Annotated in this window: 31 protein-coding genes; 15 read left to right on the forward strand and 16 right to left on the reverse strand. The window is 70.2% G+C overall.

The window, feature by feature from the left end; all coding sequences use genetic code 11:
* The first annotated feature begins 45 nt into the window (after positions 1 to 45).
* Both DFR69_RS31615 and DFR69_RS31620 read left to right on the forward strand, forming a co-directional pair.
* Complete coding sequence (locus DFR69_RS31615; protein WP_110041355.1) at positions 46 to 1,218, forward strand: acyl-CoA dehydrogenase family protein; 1,173 nt, start codon at positions 46 to 48, stop codon at positions 1,216 to 1,218.
* A 40-nt stretch (positions 1,219 to 1,258) separates the two neighbouring features.
* The gene (locus tag DFR69_RS31620; protein ID WP_110041356.1) at positions 1,259 to 2,065 is read left to right on the forward strand and encodes an enoyl-CoA hydratase/isomerase family protein; all 807 of its coding nucleotides are present in this window, start codon (positions 1,259 to 1,261) and stop codon (positions 2,063 to 2,065) included.
* 4 nt (positions 2,066 to 2,069) lie between these two features.
* On the opposite strand, the gene DFR69_RS31625 is transcribed toward DFR69_RS31620, so the two are convergent.
* The 6 genes from DFR69_RS31625 to carD form a co-directional block, all read right to left on the reverse strand.
* Positions 2,070 to 2,348 carry a DUF4190 domain-containing protein gene (locus DFR69_RS31625; RefSeq protein WP_110041357.1) on the reverse strand — a complete coding sequence of 93 codons (279 nt, stop codon included), beginning with the start codon at positions 2,346 to 2,348 and terminating at the stop codon, positions 2,070 to 2,072.
* 51 nt (positions 2,349 to 2,399) lie between these two features.
* Positions 2,400 to 3,386 (reverse strand): 23S rRNA (guanosine(2251)-2'-O)-methyltransferase RlmB, encoded by a 987-nt coding sequence (gene rlmB / locus DFR69_RS31630; RefSeq protein ID WP_110041358.1) that lies wholly within the window; start codon positions 3,384 to 3,386, stop codon positions 2,400 to 2,402.
* Complete coding sequence (gene cysS, locus DFR69_RS31635) at positions 3,386 to 4,789, reverse strand: cysteine--tRNA ligase (protein ID WP_110041359.1); 1,404 nt, start codon at positions 4,787 to 4,789, stop codon at positions 3,386 to 3,388. The genes rlmB and cysS overlap by 1 nt, the downstream gene beginning before the upstream one ends.
* A 126-nt stretch (positions 4,790 to 4,915) precedes the next feature.
* Positions 4,916 to 5,389 carry a 2-C-methyl-D-erythritol 2,4-cyclodiphosphate synthase gene (gene ispF / locus DFR69_RS31640; RefSeq protein WP_110041360.1) on the reverse strand — a complete coding sequence of 158 codons (474 nt, stop codon included), beginning with the start codon at positions 5,387 to 5,389 and terminating at the stop codon, positions 4,916 to 4,918.
* A complete protein-coding gene (gene ispD / locus DFR69_RS31645; RefSeq protein ID WP_110041361.1) occupies positions 5,386 to 6,108 on the reverse strand; it encodes a 2-C-methyl-D-erythritol 4-phosphate cytidylyltransferase in 723 nt (240 codons plus the stop codon). Before ispD ends, ispF begins: the two co-directional genes overlap by 4 nt.
* Position 6,109: 1 nt before the next feature.
* Positions 6,110 to 6,598: an RNA polymerase-binding transcription factor CarD gene (carD, locus tag DFR69_RS31650; RefSeq protein WP_019044685.1), complete on the reverse strand. Its 489-nt coding sequence runs from the start codon at positions 6,596 to 6,598 to the stop codon at positions 6,110 to 6,112.
* Positions 6,599 to 6,970: 372 nt separating this feature from the next.
* Here carD and DFR69_RS31655 point away from each other — a divergent pair, with 372 nt between their 5' ends.
* Together DFR69_RS31655 and radA are read left to right on the forward strand one after the other, a co-directional pair.
* Positions 6,971 to 7,642, forward strand: coding sequence for a copper chaperone PCu(A)C domain-containing protein (locus DFR69_RS31655; protein ID WP_244198559.1), 672 nt, complete (start codon positions 6,971 to 6,973; stop codon positions 7,640 to 7,642).
* A gap of 79 nt (positions 7,643 to 7,721) precedes the next feature.
* A complete protein-coding gene (gene radA / locus DFR69_RS31660; RefSeq protein WP_110041363.1) occupies positions 7,722 to 9,122 on the forward strand; it encodes a DNA repair protein RadA in 1,401 nt (466 codons plus the stop codon).
* Between the two features lie 166 nt (positions 9,123 to 9,288).
* On the opposite strand, the gene DFR69_RS31665 is transcribed toward radA, so the two are convergent.
* Both DFR69_RS31665 and DFR69_RS31670 read right to left on the reverse strand, forming a co-directional pair.
* On the reverse strand, positions 9,289 to 9,966 hold the full coding sequence (locus DFR69_RS31665; RefSeq protein ID WP_110041364.1) for a hypothetical protein: 678 nt from the start codon (positions 9,964 to 9,966) through the stop codon (positions 9,289 to 9,291).
* A gap of 59 nt (positions 9,967 to 10,025) precedes the next feature.
* Complete coding sequence (locus tag DFR69_RS31670; protein ID WP_110041365.1) at positions 10,026 to 10,649, reverse strand: carbonic anhydrase; 624 nt, start codon at positions 10,647 to 10,649, stop codon at positions 10,026 to 10,028.
* Positions 10,650 to 10,739: 90 nt separating this feature from the next.
* On the opposite strand from DFR69_RS31670, the gene DFR69_RS31675 reads away from it, so the two are divergent.
* On the forward strand, positions 10,740 to 11,618 hold the full coding sequence (locus tag DFR69_RS31675; RefSeq protein WP_110041366.1) for an HhH-GPD family protein: 879 nt from the start codon (positions 10,740 to 10,742) through the stop codon (positions 11,616 to 11,618).
* 39 nt (positions 11,619 to 11,657) lie between these two features.
* On the opposite strand, the gene DFR69_RS31680 is transcribed toward DFR69_RS31675, so the two are convergent.
* A complete protein-coding gene (locus tag DFR69_RS31680; protein ID WP_110041367.1) occupies positions 11,658 to 12,401 on the reverse strand; it encodes an alpha/beta fold hydrolase in 744 nt (247 codons plus the stop codon).
* Positions 12,402 to 12,472: 71 nt separating this feature from the next.
* Here DFR69_RS31680 and DFR69_RS31685 point away from each other — a divergent pair, with 71 nt between their 5' ends.
* The 4 genes from DFR69_RS31685 to DFR69_RS31700 all read left to right on the forward strand — a co-directional run bounded on the left by DFR69_RS31685 (position 12,473) and on the right by DFR69_RS31700 (position 14,472).
* A complete protein-coding gene (locus DFR69_RS31685) occupies positions 12,473 to 12,796 on the forward strand; it encodes an antibiotic biosynthesis monooxygenase family protein (protein WP_110041368.1) in 324 nt (107 codons plus the stop codon).
* A 195-nt stretch (positions 12,797 to 12,991) separates the two neighbouring features.
* Positions 12,992 to 13,192 carry a CbtB domain-containing protein gene (locus DFR69_RS31690; RefSeq protein ID WP_067977397.1) on the forward strand — a complete coding sequence of 67 codons (201 nt, stop codon included), beginning with the start codon at positions 12,992 to 12,994 and terminating at the stop codon, positions 13,190 to 13,192.
* A complete protein-coding gene (locus DFR69_RS31695; protein ID WP_110041369.1) occupies positions 13,183 to 13,965 on the forward strand; it encodes a CbtA family protein in 783 nt (260 codons plus the stop codon). Before DFR69_RS31690 ends, DFR69_RS31695 begins: the two co-directional genes overlap by 10 nt.
* A 36-nt stretch (positions 13,966 to 14,001) precedes the next feature.
* Positions 14,002 to 14,472, forward strand: a complete 471-nt coding sequence (locus DFR69_RS31700) for a hypothetical protein (protein WP_110041370.1) — start codon at positions 14,002 to 14,004, stop codon at positions 14,470 to 14,472.
* Positions 14,473 to 14,520: 48 nt separating this feature from the next.
* Here DFR69_RS31700 and DFR69_RS31705 read toward each other — a convergent pair whose 3' ends face one another.
* From DFR69_RS31705 to DFR69_RS31720, 4 genes are all read right to left on the reverse strand, one after another.
* Positions 14,521 to 14,958: an OsmC family peroxiredoxin gene (locus DFR69_RS31705; protein ID WP_110041371.1), complete on the reverse strand. Its 438-nt coding sequence runs from the start codon at positions 14,956 to 14,958 to the stop codon at positions 14,521 to 14,523.
* Between the two features lie 60 nt (positions 14,959 to 15,018).
* On the reverse strand, positions 15,019 to 15,399 hold the full coding sequence (locus DFR69_RS31710; protein ID WP_110041372.1) for an SRPBCC family protein: 381 nt from the start codon (positions 15,397 to 15,399) through the stop codon (positions 15,019 to 15,021).
* 124 nt (positions 15,400 to 15,523) lie between these two features.
* Positions 15,524 to 15,844: a DMT family transporter gene (locus DFR69_RS31715; RefSeq protein ID WP_110041373.1), complete on the reverse strand. Its 321-nt coding sequence runs from the start codon at positions 15,842 to 15,844 to the stop codon at positions 15,524 to 15,526.
* Entirely contained in the window at positions 15,841 to 16,494 is a 654-nt protein-coding gene (locus DFR69_RS31720; protein WP_110041374.1) for an FMN-dependent NADH-azoreductase, read from the reverse strand. The genes DFR69_RS31715 and DFR69_RS31720 overlap by 4 nt, the downstream gene beginning before the upstream one ends.
* Positions 16,495 to 16,602: 108 nt before the next feature.
* Here DFR69_RS31720 and DFR69_RS31725 point away from each other — a divergent pair, with 108 nt between their 5' ends.
* Both DFR69_RS31725 and DFR69_RS31730 read left to right on the forward strand, forming a co-directional pair.
* The gene (locus DFR69_RS31725) at positions 16,603 to 17,202 is read left to right on the forward strand and encodes a TetR/AcrR family transcriptional regulator (RefSeq protein ID WP_110041375.1); all 600 of its coding nucleotides are present in this window, start codon (positions 16,603 to 16,605) and stop codon (positions 17,200 to 17,202) included.
* Between the two features lie 31 nt (positions 17,203 to 17,233).
* Positions 17,234 to 17,716: a DUF4240 domain-containing protein gene (locus DFR69_RS31730; protein ID WP_110041376.1), complete on the forward strand. Its 483-nt coding sequence runs from the start codon at positions 17,234 to 17,236 to the stop codon at positions 17,714 to 17,716.
* A gap of 3 nt (positions 17,717 to 17,719) precedes the next feature.
* Here DFR69_RS31730 and DFR69_RS31735 read toward each other — a convergent pair whose 3' ends face one another.
* Together DFR69_RS31735 and DFR69_RS31740 are read right to left on the reverse strand one after the other, a co-directional pair.
* Positions 17,720 to 18,580 (reverse strand): ABC transporter permease subunit, encoded by an 861-nt coding sequence (locus DFR69_RS31735; protein ID WP_110041377.1) that lies wholly within the window; start codon positions 18,578 to 18,580, stop codon positions 17,720 to 17,722.
* Positions 18,577 to 19,476, reverse strand: coding sequence for an ABC transporter ATP-binding protein (locus DFR69_RS31740; RefSeq protein WP_110041378.1), 900 nt, complete (start codon positions 19,474 to 19,476; stop codon positions 18,577 to 18,579). The genes DFR69_RS31735 and DFR69_RS31740 overlap by 4 nt, the downstream gene beginning before the upstream one ends.
* Positions 19,477 to 19,757: 281 nt before the next feature.
* Here DFR69_RS31740 and DFR69_RS31745 point away from each other — a divergent pair, with 281 nt between their 5' ends.
* Both DFR69_RS31745 and DFR69_RS31750 read left to right on the forward strand, forming a co-directional pair.
* Positions 19,758 to 21,062 (forward strand): sensor histidine kinase, encoded by a 1,305-nt coding sequence (locus DFR69_RS31745; protein ID WP_244198560.1) that lies wholly within the window; start codon positions 19,758 to 19,760, stop codon positions 21,060 to 21,062.
* Positions 21,059 to 21,739: a response regulator gene (locus DFR69_RS31750; protein WP_110041380.1), complete on the forward strand. Its 681-nt coding sequence runs from the start codon at positions 21,059 to 21,061 to the stop codon at positions 21,737 to 21,739. Before DFR69_RS31745 ends, DFR69_RS31750 begins: the two co-directional genes overlap by 4 nt.
* A gap of 27 nt (positions 21,740 to 21,766) precedes the next feature.
* Here the strand turns inward: DFR69_RS31750 and DFR69_RS31755 are convergent, their stop codons facing one another.
* A complete protein-coding gene (locus DFR69_RS31755) occupies positions 21,767 to 22,411 on the reverse strand; it encodes a vWA domain-containing protein (RefSeq protein ID WP_208644080.1) in 645 nt (214 codons plus the stop codon).
* A 124-nt stretch (positions 22,412 to 22,535) separates the two neighbouring features.
* Here DFR69_RS31755 and DFR69_RS31760 point away from each other — a divergent pair, with 124 nt between their 5' ends.
* Positions 22,536 to 22,994: a DUF1877 family protein gene (locus DFR69_RS31760; protein ID WP_110041381.1), complete on the forward strand. Its 459-nt coding sequence runs from the start codon at positions 22,536 to 22,538 to the stop codon at positions 22,992 to 22,994.
* A gap of 26 nt (positions 22,995 to 23,020) precedes the next feature.
* Complete coding sequence (locus DFR69_RS31765; RefSeq protein WP_110041382.1) at positions 23,021 to 23,485, forward strand: YfbM family protein; 465 nt, start codon at positions 23,021 to 23,023, stop codon at positions 23,483 to 23,485.
* Positions 23,486 to 23,546 lie beyond the last annotated feature (61 nt).

The following is a 23,546-nucleotide window of genomic DNA, read 5'->3' on the forward strand; positions in this document are numbered from 1 at the left end:
CCGAAATGGCCCTGCCGCTGATCGTCAGCGCGCAAACTACACCTCATGATCGACTTCAGCATTCCGGATGACCTGGCCGCCCTGCGCGATCGTGTCCGCGCGTTCGTCGCCGATCGGATCGTGCCGTTCGAACGCGATCCGCGCCTGACCGCGCACGGACCGACCGACGACCTGCGCGCCGAGCTGGTGGAGCTGGCACGGGCGGAGAAGCTGCTGACGGTGCAGGCGCCGATCGAATACGGCGGTCTCGGCCTCTCGCACGTGGAGCAGGCCGTCGTCTACGAGGCCGCTGGCTGGTCGACGCTGGGGCCGGTCGCGATGAACTGCGCGGCGCCGGACGAGGGCAACATGTTCCTGCTCGGCAAGATCGCCGACCCGGAGCAGGTCGACGAGTTCCTGATGCCGGTGATCCGCGGCGAGCAGCGCTCGGTGTTCGCGATGACCGAGCCGGGCGGCGCGGGCTCCGACCCAGGTCAGCTCAGCACCGAGGCCGTGTTCGACGGCGAGAACTACGTGATCAACGGCCGCAAATGGCTGATCACCGGTGCCGACGGCGCCAAGACCTGGATCATCATGGCCAAGCTCGCCGAGAACCCGCACGTGCCCGCAGGGCCGACGCTGTTCCTCGCCGACGGCGGCACCGAGGGCATCGTGATCGAGCGGGTCATGAACACGATGGACCGCAACTACGTCGGCGGGCACGCCGTCGTGCGCTTCGAGAACCTCACGCTGCCGCCCTCGGCCGTGCTCGGCCGCACCGGGCAGGCCCTGCGCTACGCCCAGCTGCGGCTGGCGCCCGCCCGGCTCACCCACTGCATGCGCTGGCTCGGCGCGGCCGAACGGGCGCAGAGCATCGCCCTGGACTACGCGCGCACCCGCACCGCCTTCGGCAAGCCGATCGGCGAGCACGAGGGCGTGTCGTTCATGCTCGCCGACAACGAGGTGGCGCTGCACCAGTGCCGGTTGACGATCTGGCACAGCTGCTGGCTGATGGACAAGGGCGAGCAGGCCAGGCACGAGTCCTCGATGGCCAAGTCGTACGTGTCCGAGGAACTGTTCAAGGTCACCGACCGGTGCGTGCAGGTGCTCGGCGGGATCGGCATCAGCGACGAGACCGTGGTGGAGATGCTGTTCCGCGACATGCGCGCGTTCCGCCTCTACGACGGGCCGACCGAGGTGCACAAATACGCCATCGGACGGCACCTGCTGCGGGAGTGAAGCCACGTCCGATCCGGCGGCGGCTAGTACCATTCGCCCCATGAGTTCGGAACTGCTCGTCGATGTCGCGGCGGGTGTCGCCGTGCTCACCCTCAACCGTCCCGCGCAGCAGAACGCCGTCACGCCGACGATGGCGGCCGAGCTGAGCGCCGCGCTGCGCCGGTGCGACCTCGAGGACGCGATCCGCGCCGTGGTGATCACGGGCACCGCGCCCGCGTTCTGCGCCGGCGCGGATCTGTCGGCCCGCGCGGGCGAGGTGAGCGCGACCCTCGATCCACCGCCGTGGCAGGTCCGCAAGCCCGTGATCGCCGCCGTGAACGGGCATGCCGTCGGCATCGGCCTGGCGCTGGCCCTGCAGTGCGATCTGCGGTATTTCGCCGATGACGCCGTCTACGGGCTGAGCCAGGTCCGCCGCGGCGTGCTCGCCGACGGCTACGCGCACTGGACGGTGCCGCGCCTGGCCGGCCTGGCCAACGCCGCCGACATCATGCTCACCGGCCGCACCTTCGACGGCGACGAGGCCAAGTCGATGGGCCTGGCCAACGCGAGCCTGCCCGCCGGTGAGGTGCTGCCGACCGCCATGGCCGTGGCGCACGACATCGCCACCGGACCGGCTCCGCTCCCCGTGGCGCTCACCAAGCGACTCATCTGGCAGAGCCTCGGGATGACGACGCCCACGATGGTCGGTCAGCTCGAGACCGAACTCAACGCGCACGTCGCCAAGAGCGTCGACGGCGGCGAGGCCATGGCCGCGTTCAAGGAACGGCGCGCGCCGAAGTGGTCCGGCAGCATCAGCGCCGAATGGCCCGCGGGCGACGCCGTCACCGAGCGCCCCGGGTTGGATTGACGCGTCAGAAGTTCCCGTTGCAGGAGCCGGCCAGGTACAGCATCGCGAACAGCACCATGAGGATCGTGCCGATGATGCCCGCGATGTAGCCGATCATCACCTGCGAACGCCCACTGAGCGCGCCATAGGACTCGTCGATCTGGTTGAGCGCCCGCTTCCCGAGCACCCACGCGACCGGCCCGAAGACCCCACAGCAGAACGGGCTGAGCAGCCCGAGCACGAGGATCAGGTTCGCCTGCGGGTGCTCGACCGTCTCACCGATCGGCTGATTCGGAATCGCCACGCACCGAATTCTACGGCGAGAGAGCCGATTTGCCCGGAAACCTCGCGGAGATCAGCCCAGACGGCGCTGTCTGGCGATGTCGGCCAGGACGACGCCCGCCGCCACCGAGGCGTTGAGGGACTCCACCGGGCCCGCCATGGGGATGCTCAGGATCGAGTCACAGTTCTCGCGGACCAGCCGCGAGAGGCCCTTGCCCTCGGAACCGACCACCACGACCGTCGGCACGCTGGCGTCGAACTCGTCGAGGGTGGTGTCGCCGCCGGCGTCGAGGCCGACGATCTGGAAGCCCTGCGAGGCCCAGTCCTTCAGGGTGCGGGTGAGGTTGGTGGCCCTGGCGACGGGCAGCCGGGCCGCGGCGCCCGCGCTGGTGCGCCAGGCGACCGCGGTGACGCTGGCGCTGCGGCGCTGCGGGATCACCACGCCCTGGCCACCGAACGCGGCCACCGAGCGGATGACGGCGCCCAGATTGCGCGGGTCGGAGATGTTGTCGAGCGCGACGAGCAGCCCCGGCTCGCCGGAGGTCTTCACGCGGTCCATCAGGTCGTCGGGATGGGCGTAGCGGTACGGCGGCACCTGCAGGGCGAGTCCCTGGTGCATCCCGTTGGCGCTCAACCGGTCCAGATCGGTGCGCGGCACCTCGAGAATCGAGATGCCCATGTCGGCGGCGCGCTGCACACTCTCGGTGAGCCGCTCGTCGTTCTCGGTGCCGACGGCAACGTAGAGCGCCGTCGCCGGGACGTCGGCGCGCAGGCACTCGAGCACCGGGTTGCGGCCGAGCACCAGCTCGGGACCGTCGTCGGACTTGCGGCCGACGCGCGGCACACCGGACTTGCCCGTCGGCCGGTTCTGCTGCGCCGCTTTGGCTTTCGCCGCGGCGGCGGCCCGCTTGGCGGCGGGATGCTTGGTGCGCGCCTCGGCGGGCGGGGTCGCGCCCCTGCCTTCGAGGCCGCGACGGCGCTTGCCGCCGGAGCCGACGACGGCACCCTTCTTGGTGCCGCCCTTCCTGATCGCTCCGCGTCGCTGTGAATTGCCTGCCATCAGTTCGCCTTTCCGCTAGCTGCGCCCAGCGACCATTCCGGCCCCTGCGGGGTATCGGTGACCTCGATACCCGCCGCGACGAGCCGATCCCGTGCGGCATCGGCTGCTGCCCAGTCCTTCTCCGCCCGCGCGCTCGCCCGGCGGTCCAGCTCGGAGCGGACCAGCACGTCGAGCGCGTCGAGCGCCGCCGAGTTGTCGGCGGCGGTGTACCAGTGCGGGTCGAGCGGGTCGACGCCGAGGATGCCGAGCATCGCGCGGACCTGACCGGCCAGTTCGGCCGCCGTGTCCACCGCGCCCGCCTCCAGCGCGCGATTGCCCTCGTGCACCACGTGGTGGATTTCGGCCAGCGCCTTCGGAATCGCGAGATCGTCGTCGATCGCGGCCGCGAATCCGTCGGTCCATTTACCGATCGGGACCTCGCCGACGCGATCGAGCACGCGATGGACGAATGCCTCGATGCGCTGATACGAGGCGACCGCGTCGTCGAGTGCTTTGTCGGAGTATTCGAGCATCGAGCGGTAGTGCGCGCTGCCCAGATAGAAACGCAATTCCACCGGGCGCACCCGGCTGAGCACATTCGGCACCGAGAGCACATTGCCGAGCGACTTCGACATCTTCTCCCCGCCCATCGTCACCCAGCCGTTGTGCAGCCAGTAACGCGCGAAACCGTCACCGGCCGCCTTGGACTGAGCGATCTCGTTCTCGTGGTGCGGGAAAATCAAATCCATTCCACCGCAGTGGATATCGAATTCGCCACCGAGGTAGAACTCGGCCATCGCCGAGCATTCCAGGTGCCAGCCGGGACGGCCGGGACCCCAGGGCGAGGGCCAGCTCGGCTCGCCGGGCTTGGCGCTCTTCCACAGCGTGAAATCGCGCGGGTCGCGCTTGCCGCGGGTGGGGGTCTCGCCCTGGTGCACGTCGTCGAGCTTGTGGCCGGACAGTTCGCCGTAGTTCGGCCAGCTCAGCACGTCGAAGTAGACGTCGCCGTCGGCGGCGTAGGCGTGCCCGCGCTCGATCAACCGCTCCATCAGCCCGACCATCTGGGTGATGTGGCCGGTGGCGCGCGGCTCGGCCGAGGGCGGCAGCACGCCGAGCACCTCGTAGGCCGAATCGAAGGCGCGCTCGTGCGTGGCGGCCCATTCCCACCACGGGCGGCCCGCCTCGGCCGCCTTGTTCAGGATCTTGTCGTCGATATCGGTGACATTGCGGATGAACCACACGTCGTAGTCGTGCGCGAGCAGCCAGCGGCGCAGCACGTCGAACGCGACGCCGCTGCGCACATGCCCGATATGGGGCTGGCCCTGCACGGTGGCCCCACACAGATACACCGAGGCACGGCCGGGGACCAGCGGGGTGAATTCCCGCAGGGTCCGCGTGTCGGTGTCAAAAAGGCGCAAGGTCACGGCATTCGATCCTAGTCGGTGGGATGGGCGTGCGGATGACCGGCCGGTTCGTGGCTCACCGGGAATCCGCGAGCGCGGTGGGGCCGGGCGGAGCAGCGGGTGTGGCGGCGGATTTCCCCGAGCCCGTCAGGGCTGCGGACAGTCCGCCAGCAGACAGGTGGCGATGGCGGCGACGCCCTCGCCGCGGCCGGTCAGGCCGAGGCCGTCGGTGGTCGTGCCGGAGACCGAGACCGGCGCGTCGAGCAGTTCGCCGAGCACCTTCTGCGCCTCGGCGCGGCGCGGGCCGATCTTCGGGCGATTGCCGATGACCTGCACGGCGGCGTTCACAACGGTGAAGCCCTCTTCGGCCAGCAGCCTGCGGACCTCGGTGAGCATGGCGGCGCCGGTGACACCGGCCCACTCCGGGCGGCCGACGCCGAAGACGGCGCCAACGTCACCCAGGCCCGCGGCGGAGAGCAGCGCGTCGCACAGGGCGTGCGCGGCGACATCGCCGTCGGAGTGGCCCGAGCAACCGTCGGCGTCCTCGAACAGCAAGCCGGCCATCCAGCAGGGGCGACCGGGTTCGATGGGGTGCACATCGCTGCCGATCCCGACTCTCATCGGACGACCGCCTCGGCGGCGTCCGCGGGCTGGTCGGCGCGCAGAGTTTCCGCGAGCCGCAGGTCGAGCGGGGTGGTGATCTTGAAGGCGAGGGGGTCCCCGGTGACGGTGACGATGTCTACGCCGAGGCGTTCGACCAGGCCCGCGTCGTCGGTGGCGGCGTCGTCGGTCGCGTACGCGCGGCGCAGCAGCTCGGCGTCGAAGCCCTGGGGGGTCTGGATGGCGCGCAGGTGCGCGCGGTCGGGGGTGCCGGTCACCACGCCCGTGTCGTCGACCGACTTCACGGTGTCGACGACGGGCAGGGCGGGGACGACGGCGGGGCTGCCCGCGTGCAGCTCGGCGGCCACCCGCGCGATCAGCGCCGGTGGCGTGAGCGCGCGAGCGGCGTCGTGCACGAGATAGAACGCGGCATCGGGCGCGGCCGCGATCCCGGCGCGCACCGAATCGGTGCGCTCGGCGCCGCCGACAACGACCTGCACCGGCACAGGGGGCATCGAACCGCCGGTCAGTGAGGTGGTGGGCAGCAGAGCGGTCGCGGACTCGACCAGCTCGGCGGGTACGACGACCACGACGCGGTGCACGGCTCCGGAGGCGATCAGCCCGTCGACAGCCAATCGGACCATAGGTATGCCGCCGACCGGGACGAACGCCTTCGGGGTGGATTCACCCAGGCGCACGCCACGACCGGCGGCAGGAACCAGTGCTACGACAGATCGCACTCTAGGAAGCCGCGGCGAGGACCTCGTCGAGCAGCGATTCGGCCTTGCCGTCGTCGGTGCCCTCGGCGAGCGCGAGCTCACCGACGAGGATCTGACGGGCCTTGGCCAGCATCCGCTTCTCACCGGCGGACAGGCCGCGATCCTGCTCACGACGCCACAGGTCACGGACGACCTCGGCCACCTTGTTCACATCGCCGGAGGCGAGCTTCTCGAGGTTGGCCTTGTAACGGCGGGACCAGTTGGTCGGCTCCTCCGTGTGTGGCGCGCGCAGCACCTGGAAGACGCGGTCGAGACCTTCCTGGCCGACGACGTCGCGGACGCCGACATATTCGGCGTTCTCCGCGGGAACCCGAACGGTCAGGTCGCCTTGCGCGACCTTCAGGACCAGATACTCTTTCTGCACACCCTTGATGGTGCGGGTCTCGATTGCTTCGATCAGCGCCGCTCCGTGGTGGGGGTAAACGACGGTGTCTCCGACCTTAAAAATCATGTGTCCCGTGCCCCTTTCGATGTTCACAGTTTAACATGCGACTCGATAACGGCGCGATCAACTGTGCAGGTCAGGGCCACAACGAGGCCATCGTAGGGGTTGACAACCCGAATTTGTTGTGCATCACGTTGTGCCAGAACGGGTTAACCGCCAGCACAGCGGGGCATCGTGGCGTACCGCCTGCCCGGCATCGATCCGGCAATCGGCCCCGAGACACCGAACTGTTACTTCCGCGCCCGCGCGTCGCGAGCCCGGGCGCCACGCGCGCGAAGCGAACTACTACGCTGCCTAGTTACTACCCTCCGATCCACCCCCGGTGGACGGAGTGAGCCCGGTCGACATGGAGGACAAACCGTGACTGCCCTGAAAGCTGTGACCGCCACGTCGGCGCGACGTCGCATGGCGACGGTTGCCGCCCTCGCCGCTGCCGCGGGCATCGCCCTGAGCGGCTGCAGTGCCGGCCAGCACACCCAGACCTCGTCGCAGGCCGCCGCGATCAACGGCAACAACGCCGAGGTCGGCGCGATCTCCCTGCGCAACGTGCACATCGTGTACCCCTCGGCGACCGCCGAGCACGACAAGGGCGGCAAGGCCGTGATCGCGCTGTCGATCATCAACGACAGCGAGACGGTCACCGACGAGCTGACCAGCGTCACCACCGACCTGGGCCAGGTGAAGCTGACCGGTCCGAGCGGCGACGCCAAGTTCGTGCTCGCGCCGCAGCAGACCGTGGTCGCCGGGACCACCGCGGCGGGCGCCAAGCCCGTCGACGACCACGGCACCACGACCTCGGCGGCCCCGACCACCTCGGCCGCGCCGACCACGGCAGGCGACACGCCGTCCAACGATCCGGCCGCCAAGCCCGGCACGATCGAGATCACCGGTCTGACCCAGCAGATCCACCCGGGTCTGACCTACAACGTCACCTTCAACTTCAAGGACGCGGGCACCGTGCAGGTGGCCGTCCCGGTCGACGCCGCCGCCACCGAGCGCGTCGAGAACGAGCTGTCCGGCCCGGCCCCCGAGGGCGCCGGCGGGCACTGATCTCCACAGTTCGAGGAAAGCCGTCGCGATGCTCGCGGCGGCTTTTCTTTTTGTCGGAGCCGGTCCGTAGGGTGCGCGTGTGGCCAAGACCAAAGCTGTCTTCCGGTGCACCTCGTGCTCGCACGAGGTGTCCAAATGGGTGGGCAAATGTCCTGAGTGCGGCGCCTGGGGCACTGTGAACGAGGTGGCCGTGTCGGCCGCGGCCGCTGCGCCCGGTCGGCGGGCGATGTTGCCGAGCACGGCGGCGGCCCCGCTGTCGCAGATCGACGCGAAGGTCACCCAGGCGCGCTCGACCGGGGTCAGCGAACTGGACCGAGTGCTCGGCGGCGGGGTGGTGCCCGGCTCGGTGGTGCTGCTCTCGGGTGAGCCGGGCGTCGGCAAGTCGACGCTGCTGCTCGAGGTCGCCCACCGCTGGGCCGCGCAGCGCAGCGAGACCTCGCTGTATGTGACCGCGGAGGAGTCGGCGGGCCAGGTGCGGCTGCGGGCCGACCGCACCGGGGCCGTGCACGACCGCGTGTACCTGGCGGCCGAGTCGGATCTGTCGATCGTGCTGGGACACGTGGAACAGGTGCGACCGACGCTGCTGGTCGTCGACTCGGTGCAGACGATGCTCGCCCCCGAGGTGGACGGGGTGATCGGCGGCGTCACCCAGGTCCGCGCGGTGACCGCTGCGCTGACGTCGCTGGCCAAGGCCAGTGGGATCGCCGTGCTGCTGGTCGGGCACGTCACCAAGGACGGGAACGTGGCCGGGCCGCGCACGCTCGAGCATCTCGTCGACGTGGTGCTGCAGTTCGAGGGCGACAAGAACTCCACGCTGCGGATGATCCGCGGCATCAAGAACCGGTTCGGCAGTGCCGACGAGGTGGGCTGCTTCGAGCTGCACGAGGACGGCATCGCGTGCGTCGACGACCCGTCCGGGCTGTTCCTGCACCATCGCACCGACACCGTGCCCGGCACCGCGGTGACCGTGGCGATGGACGGCAAGCGGCCGCTGGTCGCCGAGGTGCAGGGCCTCACCGTGAAGACCGAGATCCCGCAGCCGCGCCGGGCCGTGAGCGGCCTCGACTACAACCGCGTCGCGATGGTGCTGGCCGTGCTGCAGAGCCGGGGCCGGGTGTTCCTGGGCAAGCACGATGTGTACGCGGCGACGGTCGGCGGCATGCGCCTGGTCGAGCCGACCGCCGATCTCGCCATCGCCCTGGCGATCGCCTCCGCCGAGGCCGATATCGCCCTGCCGGCGGGCTGGGTGATCCTCGGCGAGGTGGGTCTGGCCGGTGAGGTTCGCAAGGTCACCGGGCTCACCAGGCGGCTGGCCGAGGCCGAGCGTTTGGGCTTCACCACCGCTCTCGTCCCGCCCGGATCGGAGAAGACCAAGATCGGTTCCATGCGCATCCACGAGGTCGGCGATCTGCGCTCGGCGCTGCGGCTGGCCTCGCTCCGCAAATCCCGCGCAGCCAAAGACGCCGTCCCCGTGGAATAAACCCGGCAAACCGCCGTTATCGGTGAAACTCCACAATTCGCCGCCAACGACCGTTGACGTCGGCACCGATCTTGCGAACTCTGCAAATCAGCCCAACTGGAACATGTGACTTATAGCGCACCCGCACAATGCCAGGTCCCGCCGCGGAATCGGGTTCACGGCCCGTTCAGTCGGCCAGATTGAACGGCTCCGCGGCGCTGCGAACGGCGCCGAGCTGAGCGACGACCATGTACGCGCCCGCGGGCACCTGCAGCCGCTCGCCGGCGCACTCCGGCTGCGAGGTGGTGCCGAACCAGGTGCCCTTGTAGGACAGCTGCTCGCCCGCCTTGAGCGTCTTCACCTCGGGCGGCCCGTCCGGATTGCAGTCGTTGCTCGCCCACAGGCGGCGCTGGCCGTCGAGCGTGTACACCAGGAACTGCGGGCCCGGCCCCAGATCCCGTGAGCAGGCCGCCGAGGAGATGTTGGTGATCACCGTGCCGAACGCGGGCTGGTCACCGACCCGGTAGGTCGGCTGGCCGACCGTCACCTTCAACGCCAGCGACTGATCGCCGCAGGGTTCGGCGGCGGGCTGGGCCGCCGTCGAACTGGCGGGCACCGAACTGGACGCCGAAGCGCTGGTCGCGGTCGTACTGCTCGACTCGCCCGCGCTGGTGCTCGACTCGGCACTGCTCGACGCGGCCGAGGTCGTGGTGGCCGCGGCGTTGTCACCCGAGGAATCCCCGCCGCGCGCGACCATCGTGACGAGCCAGATCACGATCGCGAGCGCGACGACGATGACGCCGATGGCGAGTGCCCGGCGGCGCCAGTAGATCTCGGGAGGCAACGGTCCATTCGGTTCCAGCACGCCTCAACGGTAAGCGCAGCGCGCGGACGAGCGCTCGATGACCTCGGCGTGTCGGGGTTTCAGACCGTCTCGCCGATATTGCCGACGACCCGGCGCAGGTGCACGCGCCCGTCCTCGAGTTTGTAGGTGACGCTCGCGATGGCGCACTGCCCGGTGGCGACCTTCTGCGAGATGATCATCGACCGCTGCATGAGCAGCCTGCTGGTCTCCACCACGTGCCGCGCCTCGAACTCGTCGATCGAGGACAGGCCCTCGCGGCGCCCGACCAGGATCGACGGGGTCACCCGTTCGACGACGCTGCGGATGAATCCGCCCGGCACCTCGCCGCCGTCGAGCGCGTCGATGGTGGCCTTCACCGCGCCGCAGCTGTCGTGGCCGAGCACCACGATCAGCGGCACGTTGAGCACCTCGACGCCGTACTCGATCGAGCCGAGCACGGAGCTGTCCACCACGTGACCGGCGGTACGGACGACGAACATGTCGCCAAGCCCCTGGTCGAAGATCAGTTCGGCGGCGACGCGGGAATCACCGCAGCCGAACAGGATCGCGTGCGGATGCTGGCCGCTGACGAGCTTGGCTCGGTCGGCGGCGCCCTGGCTAGGATGCATCAGAGTGCCGTTGACGAAGCGTTCGTTGCCTTCGCGCAGCGACTTCCAGGCACTTATCGGATTGGAACCAGGCATAGCGACCATTGTGCACAGGCCGTGGGTTACCAGCGAGTCCGGCGCGTTACGCGTCGGCAACGAGTGCCTGGCCGAGGCGGAACGGGAACAGTGAGTATCGACGCGGAAGTCCTGCTGGATTGGTTCGGCGAGACGGCGCGCGACCTGCCGTGGCGCAAGCCGGAGGCGACCGCGTGGCACATCCTGATGAGCGAGATCATGCTGCAGCAGACCCCGGTGGTGCGGGTCGAGCCGATCTGGCGGGAATGGGTGGCGCGCTGGCCGGTGCCCTCGGCGATGGCGGCCTCCTCGCAGGCCGAGGTGCTGCGGGCCTGGGGCAAGCTCGGCTACCCACGCCGGGCGCTGCGGCTGCACGAGTGCGCGCGGGTGCTCGCCACCGAGCACGGTGACGTGGTGCCCGCCGATGTCGACGTGCTGCTGAGCCTGCCCGGAATCGGCGCCTACACCGCCCGCGCGGTGGCCTGCTTCGCCTACGGACAGCGAGTTCCGGTGGTGGACACCAACGTTCGACGCGTGGTCGCGCGCGCCGTACACGGCCGCGAGGTGGGCAATCCCTCCTCGCGCGACCTCGCCGAGACCGCCGCGCTGCTGCCGACCTCGGTGCCACGCGCCGCGAAGTTCTCGGCGGCTCTGATGGAACTCGGCGCGCTGGTGTGCACCGCCCGCAACCCCGACTGCGCGCGCTGCCCGCTGCCGTCCTGTGCGTGGGTGTCGGCGGGTCGACCCGCGGCCACGGTGGCGCGCAAGGTGCAGAAGTACGAGGGCACCGACCGCCAGGCGCGCGGGCGGCTGCTCGACGTGCTGCGCGACGCGTCGGGTCCGGTCGAGCGGGTGCGCCTCGACCTGGCCTGGACCCGCGACCCCGGCCAGCGGGCCCGGGCGCTTGACTCACTGCTGATGGACGGGCTGATCGAACAGACCGACGACGGGCTTTTCGCGCTGGCGGGCGAGGGCGGCGCCGCGGGCTGATGACCGCCGCGCCGGTCGACGGCGCCGGGAGCTGGCTGGTCAGCCGATGACCCGGCGCAGGAACCGGCTCACGTACTCGCGGTACTCCCCTGGTCGTTCGTCGTGCACCAGATGCCCGGCACCCTCGATCCGCACGTACTCGGCGTCGGGATGCAGCTCGGCCATCGTGCGCATCTGCCCGGGCGGGGTGATGGTGTGCTCGCCTTCGATGAGCAGCGCGGGCATTCGCAGCGATTTCCATTCCGCCCAGAAATCGCGCAGGCCCCATTCCTCGGAGATCGCGCGGAAGGTGTCGACCTCGCCGTGGAGGCGGTAGCCATCGGCGGCAGAGGTGAACGCGCGCAGGAAGTACGCGCCCGCGACCGGGCCGAAGTAGTCGAGCACCGCCCGGTCGTCGGGGAAGGGCTGGGGCCAGGAGTGGATCAGCTCGGCCCAGTGCGCGGCCGTGCGGCCGGTGAAGTCGGGGGCGATGTCCTCGACGACGAGCGCGCGCACCCGTTCGGGGTGGGTGGCGGCGAAGACCCAGCCGTGGATGGCGCCCATCGAATGCCCGATCACGACCATCGGTTCGGTGATCCCCGCGGTGAGCTCGGCGAGGTCGGCCACGAACGCCTCGGTGGTGAGCTCGGCGGGCGGCGTGCGGCCGTGGCCCGCGGCGTCGACGGTGTACACGTGCCCGAATGCGCGCAGCCACGGCAGCTGATCGGTCCAGGTGCGCGCGCTGCCCATGAGCCCGTGCAGCAGCAGGATCGGGACGCCGGTCCCACCTTCGTCGTACAACACCCGCCCGATTGTGCCAGCGCCCGCGCCTACCCGAACCAGGCTGTTCGCCGCGCGGTCGTATTGTCGGCGGCATGGCTGTTGTGAAGATCAATGCGATCGAGATCCCCGAGGGCGCCGGCCCGGAGCTGGAGAAGCGCTTCGCCGCGCGTGCGCACGCGGTGGAGAACTCCCCCGGTTTCCTCGGCTTCCAGTTGCTGCGTCCGACCGCGGGCGAGAACCGGTATTTCGTGGTGACCCAGTGGGATTCGGAGGAATCCTTCGCCGCGTGGCGCGACGGTCCCGCGCGGGCGGCGCACGCGGGTCACGGCGGTGAGGGCGAGCGCCCCAAGCCGGTGTCGACCGGTGCCTCGCTGCTGGAGTTCGAGGTCGTCCTGGACGTGCCCGCCAAGTCCTGACGACGGCGTTTCCCCAGGGCACGCGGGTGCGCGTATTGACGTGCATGGTCCGCGACTGTCACAGTTCGGGTGAAAACACACGTGGGTGCGCGGTAATTCCGGTGGGAATCCGGAGCGGTCGCGCCACTGTAAAGCCAGACACCGGCACCCACGTATCGCTCGACCATGGGACGCGTATCCCTGAGGAGGAACCGAATGGCCATCGCGCATTCACCCAGCCGGTCCACCGGCCTGGACACCCTGGCGACCGTGCTCGTCACGGCAGGTGTCGTTCTGCTCGCACTGCTCACCCTGTACCTGGTCGGTTTCGACCAGGGCGCCGTCTCGCGTAGCGGGATGTTTCTGCATGAGCTGATGCATGACGGACGCCATCTGCTGGGTGTTCCGTGCCACTGACCGGATCACTCAAGACCCTGCTGTTGCGCGGCCTGCTCGCCGGCTTGATCGCCGGCCTGCTGGCCGCCACAGTGGGCTATTTCGTCGGCGAGCCCCAGGTGGACGCCGCGATCGCCATCGAAGAAGCGGGCACGACCGATCATCACGGCGGCGCCGAGGCGCCCGCCGGGCATTCGCACGGCGGCGAGGACGAACCGCTGGTCAGCCGGACCGGGCAGAAGGCGGGCCAGTTCCTCGCGCTCGGCCTGGCGGGCATGGCGTTCGGCGCCCTGTTCGCGGCCGTGCTGAATCTCGCGCGCCGGTTCACCGACCTGCCGGGACCGCGTTTGTCGCTGGTCACAGCGGTGCTCGCGTGGGCGGCGATCGTGGCGGTGCCGTTCTTCAAGTACCCGGCGAACCCTCCCGCGGTGGGCGATCCGGAGACGATCAACGAGCGCACCTGGCTGTGGGTCGCGGCCGTCGTGCTCGGGCTGCTCGCCGTCGCGGCCGCGGTCGCGGCGTATCGGGCGCTGGCCGGGCAGCTGGACTCGCTGCGGCTGATCGCGGGTGTCGGCGCGTTCGTGCTGGTCACCACGCTCGGGTATGTCCTGTTGCCCGGGGTGAACGAGGTGGCCGACGACTTCCCCGCGACGCTGCTCTGGCGTTTCCGGGTGGCCTCGCTGACCGAGACGACCACGCTGTGGGCGGCTTTGGGCCTGGCCTTCGCCGCGCTCACCGAATTCGCCTCGCGGCGTAGCACTCCCGTATCGGGCGCGGTCGCTACCGCGGGGTGATTCGCCTCGGTACACCAGCCGGGCAGTGTCGGTTCCATGACCGACACTGCCCGTTCTGTTTCCGCCTACCGTTCCGTTTCCGGCTACCGGCCCACCGCTGTCGCGGTCGCGTTCGGCGGGCTGATGACCGCGCTGGCCGCGGGCGCCGCGGAAGGACTGCTGCGCGCGACCCGCGGCGGTGGCGAGTTCGGCGCGACCGCGGCGGGGCTGCTCCCCCGGCTCGCCATCTATCTCGTCGTCGCGGCGGTCGCGCTGTACATGGCGCGCGGCAGCCGGGTCGCCCGCGCGCTGCTGACCGTCGGGATCGGCGTGATCGGGCTGCTCTCGCTGATCATCGAGCCGGTGGCGGTGCTGCTCTCCACCGACGACTACGGCGCGCTGTTCACCGAGCTGGCGCCGTCCTCCGCCGTGCTGGCAGGCTGTCGCGCCGTGCACATCCTGGCGGTGGTGATCGCGATCTCCGCGATGTACACCCCGGCCGCGCACCGTTGGTTCACCCAGCGCTGACCGGCGCAGCCGGTGGTCCGACTGCGCCGGGGGTCGGTCACCCGAAGATCAGATCAGCTCCGCGTCGAGTTCGACCTCGGCTACGCCCGCGAGCGCCTTGCTGACCGGGCAGCCGTTCTTGGCGGCGGTCGCGGCGGTGTAGAAGCCCTCGGCGTCGAGACCGGCGGCGACGGCCCGCACGGTGAGCTTGATCTTGCTGATCCGGAAGCCGCCCGCCGGGTCGGGCCCGAGGGTGACGTCGGCGGTCACGTCCAGGCTCTCCGGCGTCCCGCCCGCGTTGGCGATCTCGGCCGAGAGCGCCATCGAGTAGCACGAGGCGTGCGCCGCGCCGAGCAGCTCCTCCGGGCTGGTGCCGTCGGCCGCGTCGGCCACGCGCCGCGGGAAACTCACATCGAACTTGCCCGCGCCGGAACTGACCAGCTCGACCTGCCCCGATCCATCCTGCAGCCCGCCTGCCCAGAGTGTGCGTGCGCTACGAGTCGGCATATCAACTTCCTTCGTGTGTGCGGTGTGGGACGTGTCCGAAGGTACTCGCCGCGGCGTGGCTCAGGGTGCGGTGCTGGTGATTTCGTCGAGGCGTTCCAGCTTCTCCGGCCAGACCTGTCGATGCAGGTCGCGGATGGCCTCGGTGGGGAAACCGGAGTGGCGCAGCCGCAGCCGGATGCCGCGGGGCTGTTTCCGGAATTCGGCGGCGACGACGGTCTCCACGCCCTCGGTGGCGGCGGTGACCCAGGTGAACTCGATCCGGCGGTCCGGTTCCAGCAGCAGGATCCGGCCGTAGTGCGGGTTGCGCTTGTCGGCGGTGCCGGTGTCGAAGTAGAGCGGTTCGTTCACGCCGGGGCGCCCGAGGACCGAGCCGGGAACGGCCAGCCACAGGTCGAGGCCCTTGGTCCAGGCCGCGTAGAGGAGGCTGGGAGGTGCCTTCATCACGCGCTCGACCGTGAGCTCGTGCGGTCGCGCAGACAGGTCCGGGGGGCGAACAGCTGACTGGTCCATCAGCCGACCTTACCGGCCGCGACCGGCCGATCGCCGCATCGGGTGCGCGCCGGGGTCACTCGGGATTGGTGACGCGGGCGAGCACGATACCGCCGAGTATCAAGGCCAGCGCCAGCATTCGGCCCGCGCTGAGCGGGTCCTTGTGCACGACGACGCCGAGGCTGATCGCGCCGAGCGCCCCGATCCCGGTGAACACGGCGTAGGCCGTCCCGACCGGCAGCGTCTGCATGGCCCTGGCCAGCAGGTACACCGCGAACGAACCGAGGGCGACGCACAGCAGGGTCGGGCCGAGCTTGGTGAAGTTCTCCGTGGGCTTGATGGTCTGGGACCAGATGATCTCGACGAGACCCGCGAGTCCGAGCACGATCCAACTCATCGCACGTAATCCTTTGCCAGCGTGGTGACTTCGGTGAGGGCGGCGGCGAGCGAGGACTCGTGCTCGGCGCGCAGGTGGGCCAGGTTCGGGTCCTGGACGGCATTGGCGAGTTCGGCGTGCACGAACACGGTGTCGGTCACCGCGAAGTGCCCGGCGAAGAAGTCGCGCAGGTAGCGCTCCTGGTAGTCGAACGCCGCCTTGGGGGCGCCCGGCGAGTAGGCGCCGCCGCGGGCGCTGACCACCACGAACCTGCGGTGCCCCAACGACATTCGCGGAAAGGTGACCTGGTCGAGCCACGCCTTGAGCGCCGCCGGGATCGAGTAGTTGTACATCGGCGTGCCGATGAGGATCACGTCGGCGGCGAGCAGCTGTGCGAGCAGCGGTTCGACGATCCGCCACGCCTGTTTCGCGGCGGGCGTGGTCGCGAGTTCCGGCAGCCGGTCGAGGTCGGTGGCGCCCGCAGCCAGTACGGCGTCGCACAGCTCGGTCCACCCGGCGCCGATGAAGGGCGTCGGCTCGGCGGACAGATCGCGGTAGGTGTACTCGCCCTCGGGCGCCGCGGCCCGCCAAGCGCGGACGAATTCCGCGCCGAGACGACGGCTGACCGAGGTGGTGCGCGCGCTGGCGTCGAGGTGCAGCAGGTGTGTCATCGGAACCCTTCCATAACTGGACATTACGTCCACTTCACTGGTTCCACGACGATAGAACACAAGTGGACACCTTGTCCACATATTCGTCACTGGGCTACAGTCGACGGCATGGAGCCCCGATCCGACCTGCTCACCGGCGCCGCGCCCCCGCCCGCCGAGCGCACCGACGCGGCCCGCAACCGCGCCAAGGTGCTCAGCGCGGCGGCCGAACTCTTCGCCACCAACGACCCGCGCACGGTCACCATGGACGACATCGCCAAGGCGGCCGGCGTCGGCCGCGGCACCCTCTACCGCCGCTACCCCGACCGCACCGCGATCGCCGTCGCCCTGCTCGACGAGCACGAGCGCGCACTCCAGGAACAGCTGATGCGCGGCGCGCCGCCCCTCGGCCCCGGCGCGGCACCCGGTGAGCGCCTCGCCGCCTTCTACGCGGCGATGGTCGAATTGCTCACGGCCCACGCGCATCTGGTACTCGGCGCGGAAACCGGTGGCGCGCGCTTCGCCACCGGGGCCTATGGGTTCTGGTCGGCGCATGTCCGGGCGCTGCTGGTCGAAGCCGGTGTCGCCCAGCCGGATTCCCTGGTCGACACGGTCCTCGCACCGTTGGCCGCCGAGGTCTACCTACATCAGCGCGAGCGCGGGTTGTCGACGGAACAGATCGTCGACGGGCTGAGCATGCTCGCCCACGGACTGCTCGACCGGCCCTGATCTGTCGGACCCTGCCGCTACCGTCACGCGGGTGACGACACTTCCGACCGAAGCCGAAGCCGCCCGATTCTGGGCTCTGATCGAAACTGCCTGGGAGCGGACGGGTTACGCCGAAGCCCGGCGCGCCCTGCTCGATGGCGAATTCGACCACGCCCTGCTCGGCCGGTTCATCGATGCCCTGCGCTCGCTGAGCACCGATCTCACCAGCGCCGAACTGACCGCCCTGGATCGCGTCGCCGAGCGCGCGCTCTACGAGATCGACCGCGCCGACATCCAGGCGGTCACCGACGGCTCCGACGACGGTTTCCTGTACGCCCGCGGCTTCATCGTCGCCATGGGGCGCGAACACTACGACACCGTGCGCGCCGACCCGGAGGTCGCCGTGCCCGACGCCGAGTGCGAGGAGCTGTGCTACTTCTTCGCCCACCTGCACGACAAGCTCTACGGCGGGTTTCCCGAGACGGGTTCGGACATCTCCAGGGAGACGGCATCGAACCCGGCCGGGTGGCACTGAGCGTCAGGTCAGGTCGCGGCGCAGCATCAGCCAGATCGTGCCGCCACCGAAGACCAGCACGTACGCGCCGAGCAGGGACAGTGACTCGCCGCGGCTCAGAATGTCCAGCACCCCGGGTGTCGCCGGGCCGTCGACCGAACGCATCGCACCCGCCAGCGATCCGGCGGCGGTGCCGGGCAGCAGGTCGGTGACCACCTCGATCGGACCGAAGATGCCCGCCACACCGCGCAGCAGGTTCTCGACCACGAGCACCCAGACCAACCCGAGACCCACCGCCAGTGCGGGGCCGCGGGCGATCGCGCCGATCAGACCGCCCGCCAACGTCCACATGCTCAGAATGGCTGTGCCCGTGACGATTCCGAGCAGTGACCGCTCGACTGAAGGCAGCGACACCGCCTGCCCCTCGGTGACGGCGATCAGCGAGGCCACTCCCACGTCCACCACGAAGGCCACGCAGACCAGCGCGAACACCACCACGAGCAGGCTCAGCAGCAACCCGCCGACCACACTCGCGCGCCGCGGTCCCTGGGTGAACACCGTCTTCCAGGTACCCCACCCGTACCCGCTGCCCACCGCCAGCGCGCCGAGGATGAGCATCAGCGCGCCGCCGAACATGGCCATGCCCTGGGTGAACACCTCGGGCACCGCGGCGGGGAGCAGCTGGCCGAGCAGCACGTCGCGCGGCAGGCCGTCCGACATCGCGCCACTCTCGCCCGAGGTATAGGCCAGGTAGTTGAACAGGTAGGCGAAGGTCAGATTGAGCAGCACCCAGGTGCCCAGGATGATCCAGAACGCGGGCCACCGGCCCAGCCGCACCGCCTCCGCGCGCATGGTCGACCACAGTTCGTTCGGCACACCGGTCATTTCGCCACCTCCGCGGCAGTCATCTCGAAGAACACTTCTTCCAGGGATTTCTCGTCGACGCGCAGTTCCAGCAGGTCCGCGCCCGCCGCGAGGACCGCGCGGGCCACGGTCGGCGCCGCCGCGTCCGTCGTCTCGACCCGGACGCCGTCACCGGACGGGCGCACCGACGCGTCGACCACGGCGCCGATCGCCGCGGTCGCGATGCTCAGCGGCTCGGCGCGCACGAACAGCGATGCGGTGCCGCGCAATTCGGCGACCGTCGACTCGGCGAGCAGTCTGCCGCCGGAGATCACGCCGACCCGATGGCAGATCTCCTGCACCTCGGCCAGCTGGTGACTGGACAGCAGCACCGTGTGCCCGTCGGCGGCGAGATCGACGATGAGCGTGCGCATCTCGGCCAGGCCGGCGGGATCGAGACCGTTGGTCGGCTCGTCCAGGATCAGCAGGTCGGGGTGTCCGAGCAGGGCGGCCCCGACGCCGAGGCGCTGTTTCATGCCGAGCGAGTAGGTGCGGAAGCGGTCGTCCGCGCGGTCGGCGAGGCCGACGCGCTCCAGCGCCGTCTCGATCTCGGCGGCGGAGTGGCCGCGGTAGCGCGCGAGGACCCGCAGGTTGTCGCGGCCGGACAGGTACGGATAGAAGCCCGGCCCTTCGATGAGGACGCCGATCCGGCGCAGCACGGCCGGATCGCCCGGCATGCGGCCGCGCACGGTCGCTGTCCCCGAGGTGGGCCGGATGAGGCCGGCGAGCATGCGCAGGGTGGTGGTCTTGCCCGCGCCGTTGGGCCCGAGGAAGCCGTAGATCTCGCCGGCCGCGACACGCATGCTCACCGCGTCGACGGCCGGATGTTCGCCGTAGCGTTTGGTCAGCCTGTCGGTGACCACGATGGAATCGTTCATGGACTCAGAATCCGCGCCGCACGTGGGCCGCCACATCCGTCGCCGGGCGACTCCGCTACTACGCCGCGCGGCCTACCGCGTGGTCGGCCATCCCCGCACGGCGCACGATCGCCGTCCTCGGTCCGCAGGCCCCCGGGGTGACCGGCGAACCTCTCGACACGGCGGATGGGCGGCCGGACGACGCGGCGACCGGGCACCACGTTGAACTTTCGCCGCGCCGACCGGGCGATTACGCGCGCAGGCCGACGCGGATGGGCTCGGCACGCAATAGGGTGACAGAGGTGGGAGCGTCTGTGAAATGGGAGCGTGGCTCGGCCGTGATGGACTGGGGCCTGGCGGCGGTGGTCGCGGTGGTCCAGCTCGCGGGCAGCTCCGGCGCCAACTCGCACCAGACCGGCGTGCGATCGCTCGACGCGTTCGCGTACCTGTTGCTGCTCGCCGGTCCGATCGCGCTCGGTTTCCGGCGGCTGCTGCCCGAACCGGTGCTGGTGGTCGCGCTGCTCGCCGCGGTCGTCTACGTGTTGCGCGACTACGGGTACGGGCCGATCTTCCTCTCGCTGGTCATCGCCTTCCTCACCGCCGCCGTCCACGGGACCCGGTGGCGGACCTATCCGGTGGTCGCCGTCGGCTATCTGCTGATGGTGTGGCCGGTACCCGCCCTGCTCGGCAGACATACCGATGCCTGGCAGACCTTCGGGCTGCTCGCGTGGATGGGCGTGCTGATCGGCATCGCCGAGGGCATCCGGTCGCGGCGCGCGGTGCTGCTGGCCCGTAGGCAGCGCGCCGAGGCGGCCGAGCGGGACGCGCAGGCGCAGCAGGCGCGGGCGGCCAGCGAGGAGCGGCTCGCGATCGCCAGGGAGCTGCATGACGTTCTCGCGCACAGTCTTTCGCTCATCAATGTGCAGGCGTCGGTGGCGCTGGAGCTGTTCGATCGCAAACCGCAGCAGGCCGCCGCCGCGCTGGCGACCATCAAGACGACCTCCAAGGAGTCGCTCACCGAGGTCCACACGCTGCTGCACGCGATCCGCAGCGGCGCACCGGTCGCACCCGTCGTCGACGAGATCGCGCCCGCGGCCGAGACGCCCGCGCCCACCGCAGCGCCCGAGCCGCCGCGCCCGGCGCCGCGCATGCCCGCGCCCACCCTCGAGGACCTCGAGGCGCTGCTCTCGCGCACGCGCTCGGCCGGGCTCGCCGTCGAGACCAAGATCATCGGCACCCCGAAGAAGCTGCCGAGCGTGATCGACGTGGCCGCGGCCAGGATCATCCAGGAATCGCTCACCAACGTGGTGCGCCACGCGCCCGGCGCGAGCGCACTGATCACCCTGCGCTACACGCCCGATTCGGTGGACATCACCGTCGACAACACCCGTCCCACCGCCGCCGCGGTCCGCGGTGGGCCCGGCGGGAACGGCATCATCGGGATGCGCGAGCGGGCACACGCGCTGGGCGGTGCGCTCACCGCCGGGCCACGCCCCTCCGGCGGGTTCCGGGTGGCGGCGAGGTTGCCGGCGCGGGCGATGTCGGCGGCCGACGCCGCGGCCAAGAGCACGGCGCGACCCGCCGGTCACGGGGAGAGCACCGCATGAGCGAGCAGACGGGCAGGCCGACAAGGGTTTTGGTCGCCGACGATCAGGCGCTGGTGCGCGGCGGATTCGTCGCGCTGCTCGACGCGCAGGACGACATCGAGGTCGTGGGCGAGGCCGAGAACGGCGAGCAGGCCGTGCGAATGACGCGCGCGCTAGTGCCCGACGTGGTGCTGATGGACATCCGTATGCCGATCCTCGACGGGCTCGCCGCGACCAGGATGATCGCCGACGACCCGCAGCTCGCCGACGTGCGCGTCGTCGTTCTCACCACCTTCGAGCTCGACGAGTACGTCTTCGAGGCGATCCGCGCCGGCGCCGCCGGATTCCTGGTCAAGCACACCGAACCGGCCGACCTGCTCCGCGCGGTGCACGTGGTCGCCGCGGGGGACGCGCTGCTCTCCCCCGGCGTCACCCGGCGGCTGCTCGCGGAGTTCGCGACCCACGCCAAGCAGCCGCCGCCCGCCGCGCTGGCCGACCTCACCGATCGTGAGCGGGAGGTCATGGCGCTGGTGGCCGAGGGCCTGACCAACGCCGAGATCGGCACCCGGCTCTATCTCAGCCCGGCGACCGCCCGCACCCACGTCAGCCGCATCCTCACCAAGCTGGGTGCCCGCGACCGCACCCAGCTCGTCGTCCTCGCATACGAGTCGGGTCTGGTCCGGCCGGGCTGGCAGTAGTCGGTGCGCCGCCCGGCCGCGGCCCGGTCATGTCCCCGGGTTGGCTCCACGTCGTTCTTCCTCGGTGAAGGCACCGCGCGGTGCGCCCGGCGCGGCAGCCTGCGCGCGGCGGGAGTAGGCGGCGGCCGCGCCGAAGGCGCCCGCCACCCCGGCCGGGGAGGCGGCGTAGGTGATGGCCTGACCGGGCGCGATGCCGAGATTCGTGCCGATCGCGACCGCGTCCATGTTCGCGCCGAGGAACAGGAAGGTCCAGTCGTACTGGTCCTCCTGCTGCTTGATCAGCGAGCGCACCGCCTCGTTGGTCCACTCCCGGCTGGAGTTCTCGTGGCCGTCGGTGAGGACGACGACGATCACGGTGCCCGGCCGCTCGTGCTCCGGCCGCGCGGCGAGTTCGGCGCCCACATCGGTGACCAGCTTGCCGATCGCGTCGTAGAGCGCTGTTCCCCCGCGCGGCACCAGATTCGGCGGCGGCACCTCGGCCAGCGGCTTGTTCGCGTAGACCACCTCATAGCTGGTGTCGAACTGCGCCAGCGTGACCTCGACCGTCTTCGGTACAGCGCGCTGCTGCTCGAAATACGCGGCCAGTCCGCCTTCGGTATCGGCCTTGATCGTCTGCATCGACCCGGACCGGTCGAGCAGCACCGCGATCAGCGAGCGATTGGAATCCGTCATACCCACACCCCCGTGCTTGTTTTCCGATGAACGATTCCCACCGTACGCCGAACCACCGACCCGCGAATGCCACCGCAAGCGGGCGAAAAGGTATCGCCAAGGCCCCGTTGCGACCGTCGTTCCCATGGGCCTGGTCTATGTCTTCTCCCGCATCACCCGAGCCGAGGCGGCGCTGCTCGCCGAGGCCCCCGACGCCGCCGACGAGCTCCTCGAATCGCTGCACGGGCGCGAGGATCTGCCCAGCGGCGACCTCGACAAGGCCTGGGACGGGCTGCGCTGCCTGCTGACCGCGGCCCTCGACTTCGACCTGCTGCGCGAGGACGAGACGAGCACCCGCGAGGACTGCCTCACGGTCTGGTCGCCCGACGAGATCGCCATCGCCGCAGCGGTTCTCGCCGCCACGCCGTTCGACCACCTGGCCGAGCACTTCTCGCCGGAGCTGATGGACGACGAAGGCGCGCTCCCCGACATCTGGGACCAGGAGTGGAGTCTGGGCTATCTGCGCGACGCCTACGACGTGCTGCGCATCTTCTTCACCCATGCCGCCACCACCGATTCGGCGGCCCTGGCCCGATTCGAATAGACACCACCGGACACAAGGAGAGTCGTATGGGGTTGATCATGTCGTTCACCAGGGTGAGCTCGGCGGATCTGGAGCGGATCAGCGCGGTGACAGAGGTGCTCGACGAGTTTCTCGATGCGCTGGAAAGCCCGAAGGGCGAGCCGAGCGGGTATCTGGACAAGTCCTGGGCGGGCTTGGAGTATCTGCTGGCGGAGGCTCGCGTCGGCGTCGACCTGTTCTACACCGGCAGGCCGCTCGCCAGGGACACCTACTTCGCGTGGAACCCCGACGACGTCGCCGACGCGTCGCGGCGACTGAACAAGTTCCACTTCGACGAGCTGGCGCTCTTCTACGACCCGGTGGCGATGGACGCCGCGCGGCTGTACCCCAACATCTGGGTCAGGGACGGCGACGACGGGTTGCAGTACCTCCGGCATCACTACTACGGACTGGTGGACGTGTTCGCGTACGCGGCCGAACGCGGGTCCGGGTTCCTGCAGCACTTCGGCTGACCCACCTCTGGCGTTTGAGGCGACAGCGCTGGCGTTTGGGGTGGGAACGGCGGGACGTGTC

It is taken from the genome of Nocardia neocaledoniensis (genome assembly GCF_003182135.1).
GTDB classification, from domain to species: domain Bacteria; phylum Actinomycetota; class Actinomycetes; order Mycobacteriales; family Mycobacteriaceae; genus Nocardia; species Nocardia neocaledoniensis.